Source organism: Kitasatospora sp. NPDC001119 (assembly GCF_053598475.1).
Genome location: NZ_JBSFKI010000036.1, coordinates 87,512 through 101,427, shown reverse-complemented (window position 1 = coordinate 101,427; position 13,916 = coordinate 87,512). Strand labels below are relative to the sequence as shown.

Annotated in this window: 4 protein-coding genes; 3 read left to right on the top strand and 1 reads right to left on the bottom strand. The window is 75.9% G+C overall.

The genetic code is table 11. The features are described from left to right. A partial coding sequence (locus ACWDD9_RS34075; protein WP_449813750.1) for an SDR family NAD(P)-dependent oxidoreductase occupies window positions 1–10,781 on the bottom strand: 10,781 nt, incomplete at its 3' end. Window positions 10,782–11,067: 286 nt separating this feature from the next. Between ACWDD9_RS34075 and ACWDD9_RS34070 the strand changes: the two genes are divergently transcribed. The 3 genes from ACWDD9_RS34070 to ACWDD9_RS34060 all read left to right on the top strand — a co-directional run bounded on the left by ACWDD9_RS34070 (window position 11,068) and on the right by ACWDD9_RS34060 (window position 13,724). After that, window positions 11,068–11,826, top strand: a complete 759-nt coding sequence (locus ACWDD9_RS34070) for a thioesterase II family protein (RefSeq protein ID WP_049660158.1) — start codon at window positions 11,068–11,070, stop codon at window positions 11,824–11,826. 892 nt (window positions 11,827–12,718) lie between these two features. After that, window positions 12,719–13,258 (top strand): hypothetical protein, encoded by a 540-nt coding sequence (locus tag ACWDD9_RS34065; protein ID WP_143204652.1) that lies wholly within the window; start codon window positions 12,719–12,721, stop codon window positions 13,256–13,258. Window positions 13,259–13,448: 190 nt separating this feature from the next. Beyond that, on the top strand, window positions 13,449–13,724 hold the full coding sequence (locus ACWDD9_RS34060) for a hypothetical protein (RefSeq protein ID WP_198959456.1): 276 nt from the start codon (window positions 13,449–13,451) through the stop codon (window positions 13,722–13,724). Window positions 13,725–13,916: the final 192 nt, after the last annotated feature.

Sequence of the window (13,916 nt, the reverse complement as noted above, 5' to 3'; positions counted from 1 at the left end):
TGGCCCTGTTCGGCCAACTGGCGGGTGGCGTCGGCGAGTCGGACGGTCTGGCGGAGGTTGCGGTACCAGTAGGCGGCGTCCATCGTCGTGGTGTCGAGCCAGCGGCTGTCGACGGTGGACCAGAACGGGATGTCGGCGTCGCGCGGGGTGACGGGGGCGAGCAGGTCGAGCAACTCGGTCTGCAGGGCCTCGACATGGGCCGAGTGCGAGGCGTAGTCCACGGTGACCCGGCGGGCGCGGATGCCGTCCGCCGTGAAGCGCTCGACGAGTTCGTCGAGGGCGTCGGCGTCTCCGGCGACGACCGCCGAGGAGGGGCCGTTGACGGCGGCGACGGAGATGCGGTCCTGCCAAGGGGTGAGGTCGATGTCCTCGGCCGGGAGGGCGATGGAGACCATGCCGCCGGCTCCGGCGATGGCGGTGATGGCCTGGGAGCGCAGGGCCACGACCCGGGCGCCGTCCTGGAGGGTGAGGGCGCCGGCGACGGTGGCGGCGGCGATCTCGCCCTGGGAGTGGCCGATGACGGCGTCGGGCTGGATGCCGTACGCCTGCCAGAGCGCGGCGAGGGAGACCATGACGGCCCAGAGGGCGGGCTGGACGACGTCCACCCGGTCGTAGCCGGGGGCGCCCTCGGCGCCGCGCAGGACGTCGACGAGCTTCCAGTCGGTGAACTCGGCCAGGGCGTCGGCGCATTCGGCGATCCGTGCGGCGAACACCGGCTCGCTGTCGAGGAGTTCGATGGCCATCCCGGCCCACTGCGAGCCCTGGCCGGGGAACACGAACACCGTGCGTCCGGTGGTGGAGGCGGTGCCCTCGACCACGGCGGCGCTCTCGGTGCCCTCGGAGAGCGCCCGGAGGCCTTCGGTCAGCTCGGTGCGGTCCGAACCGAGCACCACCGCACGGTGGTTGAACAGCGAGCGGGTCGTCGCGAGCGAGTGGGCGAGGTCGAGCGGGGCGGCCTCGGACTCCTGGAGCAGCGCGGCCTGGGCGCGCAGGGCGTCCGCCGACTTCGCGGACAGCAGCAGCGGCAGCACGCCGTGCGCCGTCGGTTCGCCCGCCGGGGCCTCCGGGGAGGGCTGTTCGAGGATGACGTGGGCGTTGGTTCCGCTGACGCCGAAGGAGGAGACACCGGCCCGGCGCGGACGGCCGGTCTCCGGCCACTCCCGCTCCTCGGTCAGCAACTCCACCGCGCCCGCCGACCAGTCCACGTGCGGCGTCGGCTCGTCCACGTGCAGGGTCCGGGGCAGCACCCCGTGGCGCATCGCCAGCACCATCTTGATGATGCCCGCCGCGCCCGCCGCGCTCTGGGTGTGGCCGAGGTTGGACTTCACCGAGCCGAGCTGGAGCGGCAGTTCGCGGTCCTGGCCGTAGGTGGCGAGCAGGGCGTTGGCCTCGATCGGGTCGCCGAGCCGGGTGCCGGTGCCGTGCGCCTCGACGGCGTCCACGTCGGCGGCGGTGAGACCGGCGGTGGCCAGGGCCTGGCGGATGACGCGTTCCTGGGCGGGTCCGTTGGGCGCGGTGAGCCCGTTGGAGGCGCCGTCCTGGTTGATCGCGGTGGCCCGGACGACCGCGAGGACCGGGTGGCCGTTGCGGCGGGCGTCCGACAGCCGCTCGACCAGCAGCACGCCCACGCCCTCGGCCATGCCGAAGCCGTCGGCGGCCGCCGCGAAGGCCTTGCAGCGCCCGTCCTCGGCGAGGCCGCGCTGGCGGCTGAACGCCACCAGCCCCTCGGGGGTGGCCATCACGGCGGCACCGGCCGCGAGCGCCATCGAGCACTCGCCGGCGCGCAGCGCCTGGACGGCGAGGTGGAGCGCCACCAGCGAGGAGGAGCAGGCGGTGTCGATGGTCACGGCCGGCCCTTCCAGGCCGAGCGCGTAGGAGATCCGGCCGGAGACCACGCTGGCCGCGTTGCCGGTGACCAGGTAGCCCTCGTTGCCGGGCGGGGCGGCGGCCAGCAGGGTGCCGTAGTCCTGGCCGTGGGTGCCGACGAACACGCCGACCTGCCCGCCCCGGACGGACACCGGGTCGACGCCGGCCCGCTCGAAGGCCTCCCAGGAGGTCTCCAGCAGCAGCCGCTGCTGCGGGTCCATGGCGTGCGCCTCGCGCGGGCTGATCCCGAAGAACGCCGCGTCGAACTCGGCGACGTCGTACAGGAATCCGCCCTCGCGGGTGTACGAGGTGCCGACCCGGTCGGGGTCGGGGTCGTAGAGCCCGTCGAGGTCCCAGCCGCGGTCGGTCGGCAGGGCGCCGACCGCGTCGCGCCCGGCGAGGACCAGCTCCCACAGGTCCTCCGGGGTGCGCACCCCGCCCGGGAAGCGGCAGCCCATGCCGACGATCGCGATCGGGTCGTCGTCCCGGGCCGCCGCGGTGGTGGCCGCGGCCGGTGCGGCGGTCGGGAGCCGGTCGCCGAGCACCTGCTCGCGCAGGTGGCCAGCCAGGGCCTTCGGGGTCGGGTAGTTGAAGATCAGCGTGGCGGGCAGGCGCAGGCCCGTCGAGCCGTGCAGGCGGTTGCGGAGCTCGACCGCGGTGAGGGAGTCGAAGCCCAGCTCCTTGAAGGTCCGTTCGGGGTCCACCGCCGTGCCGGCCGGGTACCCGAGCACGGTTCCGGCGGTGGCGCGGACGAGGTCCAGCAGCTCCCGGTCGCACTCGGGCCCGGTCAGCCCGGCCAGCCGCTGGGCGAGGGCCGAGCCGCCGGCCCGGTCGGTCGGCCGCCGACGGCCCGAGCGGGTGCGGACCAGGCCGCGCAGCAGCGGGTGGACGGCGTCGGACTGGGCGCGCACGGCGGCCAGGTCGAGCCGGATCGGCATCAGCGCCGCTTCGCCGGCCGCGCGGGCGGCGTCCAGCAGGGCGAGGCCCTCCTCGGCGGAGAGCGCCGCGGTGCCGACGCCGGCCATCCGGCGCAGGTCGGTGCCGGTGAGCCGGCCGCCCATGCCGTTGCGCTCCGCCCACAGGCCCCAGGCCAGCGAGACGGCCGGCCGGCCCTCGGCTCGCAGGTGCCGGGCGTAGGCGTCGAGGAAGGCGTTGGCGGCGGCGTAGTTGGCCTGCCCGCCGGCGCCGAACACGGCGGCGGCGGAGGAGTAGAGCACGAAGGCGGCCAGGTCCGCGTCGCGGGTGAGCTCGGCCAGGTTGAGCGCGCCGGAGAGCTTGGGCGCGAGCACCCGGTCGAACTGCCCGTCGGTGAGCGTCTCGATCACGCCGTCGTCGACGATGCCGGCGGTGTGCACCACGGCGGTGAGCGGGTGCTCGGCGGGGATGCCGGCGAGCAGCTCGGCGAGGGCGGAGCGGTCGGCGACGTCGCAGGCGGCCAGGGTGACCTCGGCGCCCGTCGCGCGCAGCTCGGCGAGGAGTTCGGCGGCGCCCTCGGCGGCCTCGCCGCGGCGGCTGGTCAGCAGCAGGTGCCGGACGCCGTGGGCGGCGACCAGGTGGCGGGCGGCGAGCACGCCGAGGCCGCCGGTGGCCCCGGTGACCAGGGCCGTCCCGTTCGGGTCGAGCGCCGGGGCGCCCTCCTCGGCGGGCCGTACCCGGGTGAGCCGCGCGGCCCGGACCGCGCCGCCGTGCAGCAGCAGTTGCGGCTCGTCGCCGGCCAGGGCGGCGGGCAGGGCGCGGTAGGAGGCGTCCTGCCCGTCCAGGTCGACCAGGACGATGCGGTCCGGGTGCTCGGACTGCGCCGAGCGGACCAGGCCCCACAGCGGGGCGGTCACCAGGTCCGGCAGGCCGTCGCCCGGGCCGTCCGCCAAGCCGTCTTCCGGGGCGTCCCCGGCCACCGCGCCCCGGGTCAGCACCACCAGCCGGCTCTCGGCGAACCGCTCCTCGGCGAGCCACTGCCGGAGCAGGCCCAGCAGCGCGTGGGTGGCCGCCTGCACGGCGGGGACCAACTCCGGTGCGGCGCAAGGTGCGAGGGGCAGCAGGACGGTGTCGGGGGCGGCGCCGTCGGCGGCGGCGAGGGCGGCCAGGTCGGGGTACGCGTCCACCGTGCTGCCCGCCGCGGTGAGCCCGGCGGCCAGGCCGAGGGCGTCCTCGCCGACCAGGGCGTAGCGGCCGGTGACCGGGGCGGCCCCGGGCAGGTCCGTCCAGTCGACGCGGAACAGCGAGTCGCCGTCGGGCCCGGTGTGGACCGCGCGCAGCTGGTCGGAGGAGACCGGCCGGACGGCCAGGCCCTCCACCGAGACCACCGGCACGCCGTGCTCGTCGGAGGCCTCCAGGGCGACCGAGTCCAGACCGGCCGGGGAGAGCCGGACCCGCAGGGCGGTCGCGCCGGCGGCGTGCAGCGAGACCCCGCTCCAGGCGAACGCCAGATGGCCCTCGGCGGACTCCTCGCGGTGCCGGACGGCGCCGAGGTCCATGGCGTGCAGGGCGGCGTCCAGCAGCGCGGGGTGCAGCCCGTAGCGGGCCGACCGGTCGGCGACCTCTTCGCTCAGCACGACCTCGCTGAACACCTCCTCGCCGCGCCGCCAGGCCGCGCGGACCCCCTGGAACGCCGGTCCGTACCCGGCGGGCAGCCGCTCGTACAGGTCCTCGACCGGCAGCGGTTCGGCGCCGGCCGGCGGCCACTGGGTGAGGTCCGCGGGGGCGGCGGGAGCGGCGGGGGAGAGGGTGCCCGCGGCGTGCCGGGTCCACGGCCGGGAGGCCGCGGCGTCCTGCGGCCGCGAGTGCAGGCCGACCGGCCGGGCGCCGGTGGCGTCGGCCTCGCCGACCACCACCTGGACCTGGACGGCGCCCTGCTCGGGCAGCACCAGCGGGGCTTCCAGGGTGAGTTCGTCGAGGCGGCCGCAGCCGACCTCGTCACCGGCCCGGACGGCCAGGTCCACCATGGCGGTCCCGGGCAGCAGGGTGGTGCCCATGACGGTGTGGTCGGCCAGCCACGGGTGGGTGGTGCGCGAGATCAGGCCGGTCAGCAGGTGGCCGTGCCCGTCGGCGAGCGGGACGGCCGCGCCGAGCATCGGGTGGTCGGCCGCGGCCAGGCCGACGGCGGTCACGTCCGAGGCGCCGGGGGCCGCCTCCAGCCAGTAGCGGTTGCGCTGGAAGGGGTAGGTGGGGAGGTCGGTGCGGTGGCCGGCGGTGAGGAGCGGGGTGAAGTCGGCGGGGGCGCCGTGGACGTGGGCTTCGGCGAGAGAGGTGAGGAAGCGGCGGGTGCCGCCGTGGTCGCGGCGCAGGGTGCCGAGGGTGTGGGCGGTGGTGTGGTGGAGGGTGTCCTGGATGGCGCCGGTGAGGACGGGGTGGGGGCTGACCTCGATGAAGAGGTCGTGGCCCTGTTCGGCCAACTGGCGGGTGGCGTCGGCGAGTCGGACGGTCTGGCGGAGGTTGCGGTACCAGTAGGCGGCGTCCATCGTCGTGGTGTCCAGCCAGCGGCTGTCGACGGTGGACCAGAACGGGATGTCGGCGCCGCGCGGGGTGACGGGGGCGAGCAGGTCGAGCAACTCGGCTTGCAGGGCCTCGACATGGGCCGAGTGCGAGGCGTAGTCGACGTTGATCCGGCGGGCCTGGGTGCCGTCGTCGGCGCACCGCCGCAGCAGCTCGTCCAGGGCGTCGGCGTCCCCGGCGACGACGGCGGAGGAGGGGCCGTTGACGGCCGCGACGGAGACGCGGTCGGCCCACGGCGCGATGGTGGCGAGCGCGTCCTCGGCGGACTGGGAGAGCGACACCATGCCGCCGTTTCCGGCGATGGCGGTGATGGCCTGGGAGCGCAGGGCCACGACCCGGGCGCCGTCCTGGAGGGAGAGCGCGCCGGCGACGGTGGCGGCGGCGATCTCGCCCTGGGAGTGGCCGATGACGGCGTCGGGCTGGACGCCGTGGGCCTGCCAGAGCGCGGCGAGGGAGACCATGACGGCCCACAGGGCGGGCTGGACGACGTCCACCCGGTCGTAGCCGGGGGCGCCCTCGGCGCCGCGCAGGACGTCGACGAGCTTCCAGTCGGTGAACTCGGCCAGGGCGTCGGCGCATTCGGCGATCCGTGCGGCGAACACCGGCTCGCTGTCGAGGAGTTCGACGGCCATCCCGGCCCACTGCGAGCCCTGCCCGGGGAACACGAACACCGTGCGTCCGGTGGTGGAGGCGGTGCCCTCGACCACGGCGGCGCTCTCGGTGCCCTCGGAGAGCGCCCGGAGGCCTTCGGTCAGCTCGGTACGGTCCGAACCCAGCACCACCGCACGGTGGTTGAACAGCGAGCGGGTCGTCGCCAGCGAGTGGGCGAGGTCGAGCGGGGCGGCCTCGGACTCCTGGAGCAGCGCGGCCTGGGCGCGCAGGGCGTCCGCCGACTTCGCGGACAGCAGCAGCGGCAGCACGCCGTGCGCGGCGGGCTCGCCGGTGGGGCCTTCCTCCACGACGGGCTGTTCGATGATGACGTGGGCGTTGGTGCCGCTGACGCCGAAGGAGGAGACGCCGGCCCGGCGCGGACGGCCGGTCTCCGGCCACTCCCGGTCCTCGGTCAGCAGCTCCACCGCGCCCGCCGACCAGTCCACGTGCGGCGTCGGCGCGTCCACGTGCAGGGTCCGCGGCAGCACCCCGTGCCGCATCGCCAGCACCATCTTGATGATGCCGCCGACCCCGGCGGCCGCCTGGGCGTGCCCGATGTTCGACTTCAACGAGCTGAGCAGCAGCGGAAGTTCACGGCCCTGGCCGTAGGTGGCGAGGAGGGCGTTGGCCTCGATCGGGTCGCCCAGCTTCGTGCCCGTGCCGTGCGCCTCCACCGCGTCGACCTCGGCCGGGGCCAGGCCCGCGGCGGCCAGCGCCTCGCGGATCACCCGCTCCTGCGCCGGGCCGCTCGGGGCGGTCAGCCCGTTGGACGCGCCGTCCTGGTTCACCGCCGTGCCGCGGACCAGGGCCAGCACCGGGTGCCCGTTGCGGCGGGCGTCCGACAGCCGCTCGACCAGCAGCACACCCGCACCCTCGGCCCAGCCGGTGCCGTCGGCGGAGGCGGCGAAGGACTTGCAGCGCCCGTCCTCGGCGAGGCCGCGCTGCCGGCTGAACTCGACGAACACCTCGGGCGTCGCCATCAGCGCCACGCCGCCCGCCAGGGCGAGGTCGCACTCCCCGCGCCGCAGGGCCGCGACCGCCAGGTGCAGGGCCACCAGGGAGGAGGAGCAGGCGGTGTCCACGGTGATCGCCGGGCCCTCGAAGCCGAAGGTGTACGACACCCGGCCGGAGGCGACGCTGCCCGCGGTGCCGGTGCCGAGGTACCCCTCCACCTCCTCGGGCACCCGGGGCAGCCGGCTGGCGTAGTCGTGGAACATCACGCCGGTGAACACGCCGGTCCGGCTGCCGCGCAGGGCCTCCGGGTCGATCCCGGCCCGTTCCATGGCCTCCCAGGAGGTCTCCAGCAGCAGCCGCTGCTGCGGGTCCATGGCGAGGGCCTCGCGCGGGCTGATGCCGAAGAAGTCGGGGTCGAAGTCGGCGCTGTCGTAGAGGAATCCGCCCTCCCGGACCGAGGAGCTGCCGACCGATCCGGGGGCGCCGCCGAACAGGGCGTCGGTGTCCCAGCCGCGGTCCGTCGGGAACTCCGAGACGGCGTCCCGGCCCTCGGCGACCAGCTGCCACAGGGCCTCGGGAGTGATGGCTCCGCCCGGGTAGCGGCAGCTCATCGCGACGATCGCGATCGGGTCCTCGTCCGCCACCGCCGGACGGGCCGGGGCGGCCGGGGCCGGTGCCTCGTCGAGGAGCTCGGCGAGCAGGAAGCCGGCCAGCCGGGCCGGGGTGGGGTGGTCGAAGACCACGGTCGCCGGGAGGCGCAGGCCGAGCGCGGTCCGCAGCCGGTTGCGCAGCCGGACGGCCGAGGCGGAGTCCACCCCGAGGTCCTTGAAGGCCCGCTCGGGCGCGATCGTCCGCGGCAGGCCCCGGCCGAGCACGCCGGCCGCCTCGGCCCGCACCAGGCCGAGCAGCGTCTGCCGGGCCTCCGCCCGGGGCAGCGCGCGCAGCCGGGCGGCGAACACGGTGTCCGCCGCGCCGTCGGCGGCGGCCGGGTCGCGGAAGAGGACGCCGGTGGTGTCCCGGGTGGCGACCACGGGGGTGTCGGCGCCGCCCAGCGCGGAGTCCAGCAGCGCGCCCAGCTCGGCGTCGGACACGGCGCCCGGGTCGGTGGTATCCCAGGCCAGCGACACGGCGTGCCGGCCGGTGGCGCGGCGGTGCTGGGCCAGCGCGTCCAGGAACGCGGCGCAGCCGCCGTGGTCGCCGTCGTCCGCGCCCCGCAGGGCACCGGTGGAGGAGACCAGCAGGAAGGCCGTCAGGTCGAGCCCGGCGGTGAGCTCGTGCAGGGCCACCGCGCCGTCGACGCCGGTCCGCACCCAGCGGTCGGCCTGCCCGCCGGCGGCCGGCCCGGGGGAGCCGGCCGCGTGCACCACCGCGGTGAGCGGCTGCTCGGCCGGGACGCCCGCGAGCAGCTCGGCGACGGACGCGCGGTCGGCGGCGTCGCAGGCGGCCAGGGTGACCTCCGCGCCGGACTCGCTCAACTCCACGGCCAGCGCGGCCGAGTCGGGGGTGGTGGAGGCCAGCACCAGGTGCCGGACGCCGTGCTCGGCGACCAGCCGCCGGGCGATCGCGGCCGCGGCCGTCCCGCCGGCGCCGGTGACCAGCACGGTGCCGTCGAGGCGGCGGCCGGACGCGGCGGCGGTGACCGGCACCAGGCGGGGCGCCCGCAGCACCCCGCCGCGGACGGCGAACTGCGGCTCGCCGGTGGCCAGACCGGCCGGCAGGGCTGCCGCGGAGGCGGCCTCGCCGTCCAGGTCGGCCACGGTGAAGCGGCCGGGGTGCGCGGTCTGCGCGGCGCGCAGCAGCCCCCAGAGCGGAGCCTGCGCCAGCCCCGGGACCTCCTCGCCCGGGTGCACGGCCAGCGCGCCCCGGGTCAGCACCACCAGGCGGGTCTCCCGCAGCCGGTCGTCGGCGAGCCAGCGGGTCAGCAGCTCGGCGGCCTCGCGGGCGGTCCGCCGGGCCGCGTCCGCGACCGGCTCCGCGCCGGCGGCGGGCCAGGGCAGGTAGACGACCTCGGGCGCACCGGCCGCGGTGAGCTCCGCCAGGTCGGCGTAGCGGTCGACCGCCAGGCCGCCCGATCCGTCCGATCCGTCCGGTCCGCCCAGGCCGTCAAGTCCGTCAAGTCCGTTCAGCCGGGCGGCTCCGTCCGACGGGCTCGCCAGCAGCGCGGCGCGCACCGGCTCCACGGACCCGGCGGGCAGCGGCACCCAGTCCATCCGGTACAGCGACTCCTGCCGGACGCCCCGGGCGCCGAGCAGGGTGCCGGGCTGGTCGAACAGCCGGTGCCGGGTGACCTTGCCCGAGGCGGTGCGCGGCACGGCGGCGATCGCCCGGACCTCCTGCGGCACCTTGAACCAGGACAGCTGCTCGGCGCAGGCGGCGAAGACCAGCTCGGCGTCGACGCCCTCCGGCGCGGCGACCACGAACGCGACCGGCACCTCGCCGAGCACCTCGTCCGGCCGGCCCGCCACGGCGACGTCCAGCACGCCGGGCACCGTGCGGACGACGTCCTCGATCTCGCCCGGGTGGATGTTCTCCCCGCCCCGGATGATCAGCTCCTTGCGCCGCCCGCTGATCGTCAGCTGGCCGCCGGCCGCCCGGACCGCCAGGTCGCCGGTCCGGTACCAACCGTCCCGCAGCGCCTCGGCGGTGGCCTCCGGCCGGTTGTGGTAGCCCTGCATCAGGCTCGGCCCGCGCACCCACACCTCGCCCTCCGTCCCGGGGGCGGTGTCGATCCCGGTCTCCGGGTCGACCACCCGCACCTCCAGGCCGGGGACCGGCAGGCCGCACGAGCCGGAGACCCGCTCGGCGCCCGGCGCCTCGGTCGCGATCGCGCCGCAGGTCTCGGTGGAGCCGTAGCTGTTGAGCAGCGGGACGCCGAACGCGTCCTCGAAGTCCCGGGCCAGCGAGGCCGAGGTCACCGCGCCGGTCGACAGGCAGACCCGCAGCCGCGGCATGTCCAGCCGGCCGGCGTCGGCCTCCCGCAGCAGGTGGTGGTAGAGGGCGGGCACCCCGGCGAGGAAGGTGTACGCGTCGCCGCGCAGCTCGGCCAGCACCTCGTCCGCGGAGAAGCCCGGCATGATGCGCGCGGTCGCGCCGGTCGCGGTGACGCCGACCACGCAGACGATGTGCGCCAGGCTGTGGAACAGCGGCAGCGGCCAGAGCACCAGGTCGTCGCGGGAGAGCCCGAGCAGCGGCGCGTAGCAGGACGCCACCGACCACAGGCAGCTGCGCTGGGTCGACAGCACGCCCTTGGGAGCGCCGGTGGAGCCCGAGGTGTAGAGCATGAAGGCGGTCTCGTCCAGGCCGAGGTCGTCGCGCGGCGGCACGGGGGGCTCGACGGTGGCCAGCGCCTCGAACGACGGCAGGTCCCGCGCCGCCTGCGGCCCCTGCGGCCCCTGCGGCGCCTGCGCCGTCGGACCGGAGACGACCACCAGCAGCCCGGGCCGGTCGGCCCGCAGCCGCAGCACCTGGTCCAGGTGGCGGGTGTCGGTGACGACCACGGCGGCGCCGCTGTCGTCCAGGATGTGGGCCAGCTCCTCGTCGCTGGAGTGCGGGTTGACCGGGACGGCGACACCGGCGGCCCGGACGGCGGCCAGGTAGGCCTCCACCACCTCGACACCGGCGTCCAGGTGGATCGCCACCCGCCCGCCGCGGCCCAGGCCCAGGGCCGCCAGGTGGCCGGCCAGCCGTCCGGTCCGGAGCGCCAGCTCGGCGTAGCCCACGGACCGGCGGCCGTCCCGGAAGGCCGGCTTGTCGCGCAGCGACGCGGCCTGGGAGCGCAGCAGTTCGGGCAGCGGCCTGATCAGCTCGGTACGCGGCATGTCAACGGCTCCTTGGGCACGCGGAAACAGCACGGGAGGCTGGGGGCTCCCGGAGAACAGAGAGGGGTGACGCATCATTCGGTATCCCGTGGCAGTCTCGTCCAGCCGTCCGCGGGGGCCGCACCCCTACGGTTCCCCTACGGGCCCTTGTCCCGGCCGGCTCCGCCGCGGGAGAAGGGGGGTGGTGGTGAGGGGTTGTCCGGCCGTCCGGCCTGCACCAGGCTCGGAGTGGGGAGGACCCGCCGGCGGGGCGAGGACCCCGTCCAGAAGGGACCACCGGAACACCATGACGCTCACCGACGGCGCGGCCGACAGCTGGATCCGCCGCTTCCACCCGGCCCCGGACGCCCGAGTCCGCCTGGTCTGCCTGCCCCACGCGGGAGGGTCGGCGAGCTACTGGTACCCGATGTCCGCCGCCACGGCGGCCGGGATCGAGGTCCTCGCGGTCCAGTACCCGGGGCGGCAGGACCGGCGCCACGAACCCTGCGTCGAGACCGTCGAGGCGCTGGCCGAGCAGGTCACCGAGGCGCTGCTGCCCCACCGCGACCTGCCGCTCGCCCTGTTCGGCCACAGCATGGGCGCGGTCGTCGGCTTCGAGGTCGCCCGGCGCCTGGAGGACCTCGGCACCCCGCCGGTCGCCCTGTTCGCCTCCGGCCGCCGCGCACCCTCCCGGCACCGGGACGAGGACGTCCACCTCCGGGGCGTCGACGGCATCGTCGCGGAACTCCGCAAGCTGGACGGCACCGACCCGCGGGCCCTGCAGGACCCGGAGCTGCTGCGGATGATCCTCCCCGCGGTCCGCGCTGACTACAAGGCCGTCGAGACCTACCGCTACCGGCCGGGGCCGCCGCTCTCCTGCCCGGTCGACGCCCTGGTCGGCGACAGCGACGAGAAGGCGACCGTCGACGAGGCCGGGTCCTGGCGCGACCACACCACCGGCGGCTCCGCCCTGCACGTCTTCCCCGGCGGCCACTTCTACCTGGCCCACCACCAGGGCGAGATCGTCCGCATCGTCACCGACCGCCTGCTGCCGCCGGTCTCCTGAACCCGGCGGGCCGCGGCGAGCGCCGCGCCCGGCCCCGGCCGGGCCGCGCCGCCGACCGGCCTCCGCTCGCGGCCTGACCGGTCGGCCGCCGCACGGCCGCCGTCGAGCAGAGCCCCCGCCCACGGCCACCCCGCCGGAGGGGCGGCCGTGGAAGCTCCGGCCGCCCTTCCCCCGCGGCCCGGTCCGGCCTGCGCGCCCCCGACCGGGCCCGCCGCCGAGCGGGCGCTCTCCCCATGTGTGCCGGTCGGCCGTTGCCCGGCCGCCGTCGGGTAGTGCCTTTGCCTATGGCCGCCCTTCCCCGGCGGCCCTGCCCGTCACACCCCGTCACCGCCTGCCTGCCCTCGCCTGCCGCCCCGTCGCCTTCCGCCTGCCTCCCGTCGTGCGCGGGAGGCAGCGCGCGTTTCCAGGCCCCCGGGCCCGCGGCGCCCGTCCCACGCCTCCCCAGCTGCGGATAAGCGCCCGGCGGCACCATCCGGCCGAACCGTGCGAAAACGGAATCCGACATGTTGCATTCCGCTTCTGTGACTCATGTGACTGACGTGACTGTTGTGATGGATGTGGGTGCAGGGAATGGCGTGAATTGGTGGGTCAGGAAAGTGTTGCGTTTCCGTGACAGCCGCGCCTATGATCAACGGAAAGCTTCGATATTGATCGAACCCCGGGGGGGTGTTTGGACGGCGGGGGCCAGTCGGGTGTTCAACTGATGTCGCGTCGCAGTTGAACACCGGTCGGCCGCGGAGGGGTGGGCGTGGGTAGGGGCGGAAGGATTGGGCTCTGAATCCCGCTGCCGGGTTCCGCGAATGAAGTAATCAATTTGCCGGTGATTCCGCGGGTGGTGTCGTACCGGCGCGATGGGGACTTGGGTCGGCGTGTTCTGAAGGGGGAGTTCAGCATGGGGGAGCGCCTGCGCACCGCTCCGACTCCGGTCGGTGCGGATGGCGGCCGGGGTCCGGGAGGTCCGGTCGGAGCATCCGAAACGGCCTCCGGGGGCGGCCGGCCGGCGGAGCGGGCCGCGCGCGCCGAGGCGGCGTTGCGGATCCTCCAGGCCCATCCCTCGCTGTCCGACCGGGCGGTCGCGGAGTCGACCGGCCTTGGCGCGCGAACCGTTGCCGAGCTGCGGCGCCTGTCGGAATCCGTGGCGGAATCCGGATTCCGGATCGGCCGGGACGGCAAGTCCCGCCCGTTGAACGGCGCGGCCGGGCGGCTGCGCGTGGCGGAGCTCCTCGGGGAGAACCCGAAGGCCTCGCTGCGCCAGTTGGCCAGGACGGCCGGGGTGTCGCCCGCGACGGCGCTCGATGTGCGGCGGCGGCTGGAGCGCGGTGAGGAGCCCGTCCCGGTGAAGCGGGCCGCCATTGCGCCGGGGGTTTCCCCGAAGGGTGCCGCGCCGGCCGGGGGGAATGGCTTCGCGGGGGGTTTCGGCCGGACCGGCTGATTTCCCGTCGGCGTTAATCGATTTCTAATCCCCGCCGTAATTCCGGTCGGATCTTGTGCCTTTGTCGGACCGCCGATAAAGTCGAAGTCGGCCTGCAGTATTCCTGCGCCTTGCCTGAAATATAATCTCGCATCCACCAGAGGAGCGGCCAATCATGACGCACCGATTCTCGCTTGTCCTGAACCGAGAAGTGAACGATCAGGAGAAGGTCACCCTGAAGGAGGCGAGCCGCGCCGATATCGCGTTCGTCGACGACACCCTCCCGACGAACGCCGACGTCCCGGTCACCCGGATCGAATTCGAGGACGGGGTCACGGCCACGCTCGCCGAGGCCATCGAGGCCGGCTTCGAGGCCGTCAAGGCCGTCCCGGACCTGTCCGTCCCGGGCCTGAGCGTGCCCGCCCAGCCGGCCGCGGCCGAGGGCGGCGAGGAGGCCGTCAACGAGGCGGCCGAGGCCGTCTCCTGACGGCACGCACGTCCCCGCCCCGCGGGGACTGAGGCCGACTCCTGCGCGGAGGCCGAGCGGCAACCGCGCGGGAGCCGGGCGCCGTTCCCGCGGCAACCGCGCGGGCGCCGGACAGTGGTCCCGCGGCAAGCGAGCGGGATCCGCGCCGCAGCACCGCCGGGCACCGGGGGAGGAGCGCGGCCACCGCGAGGA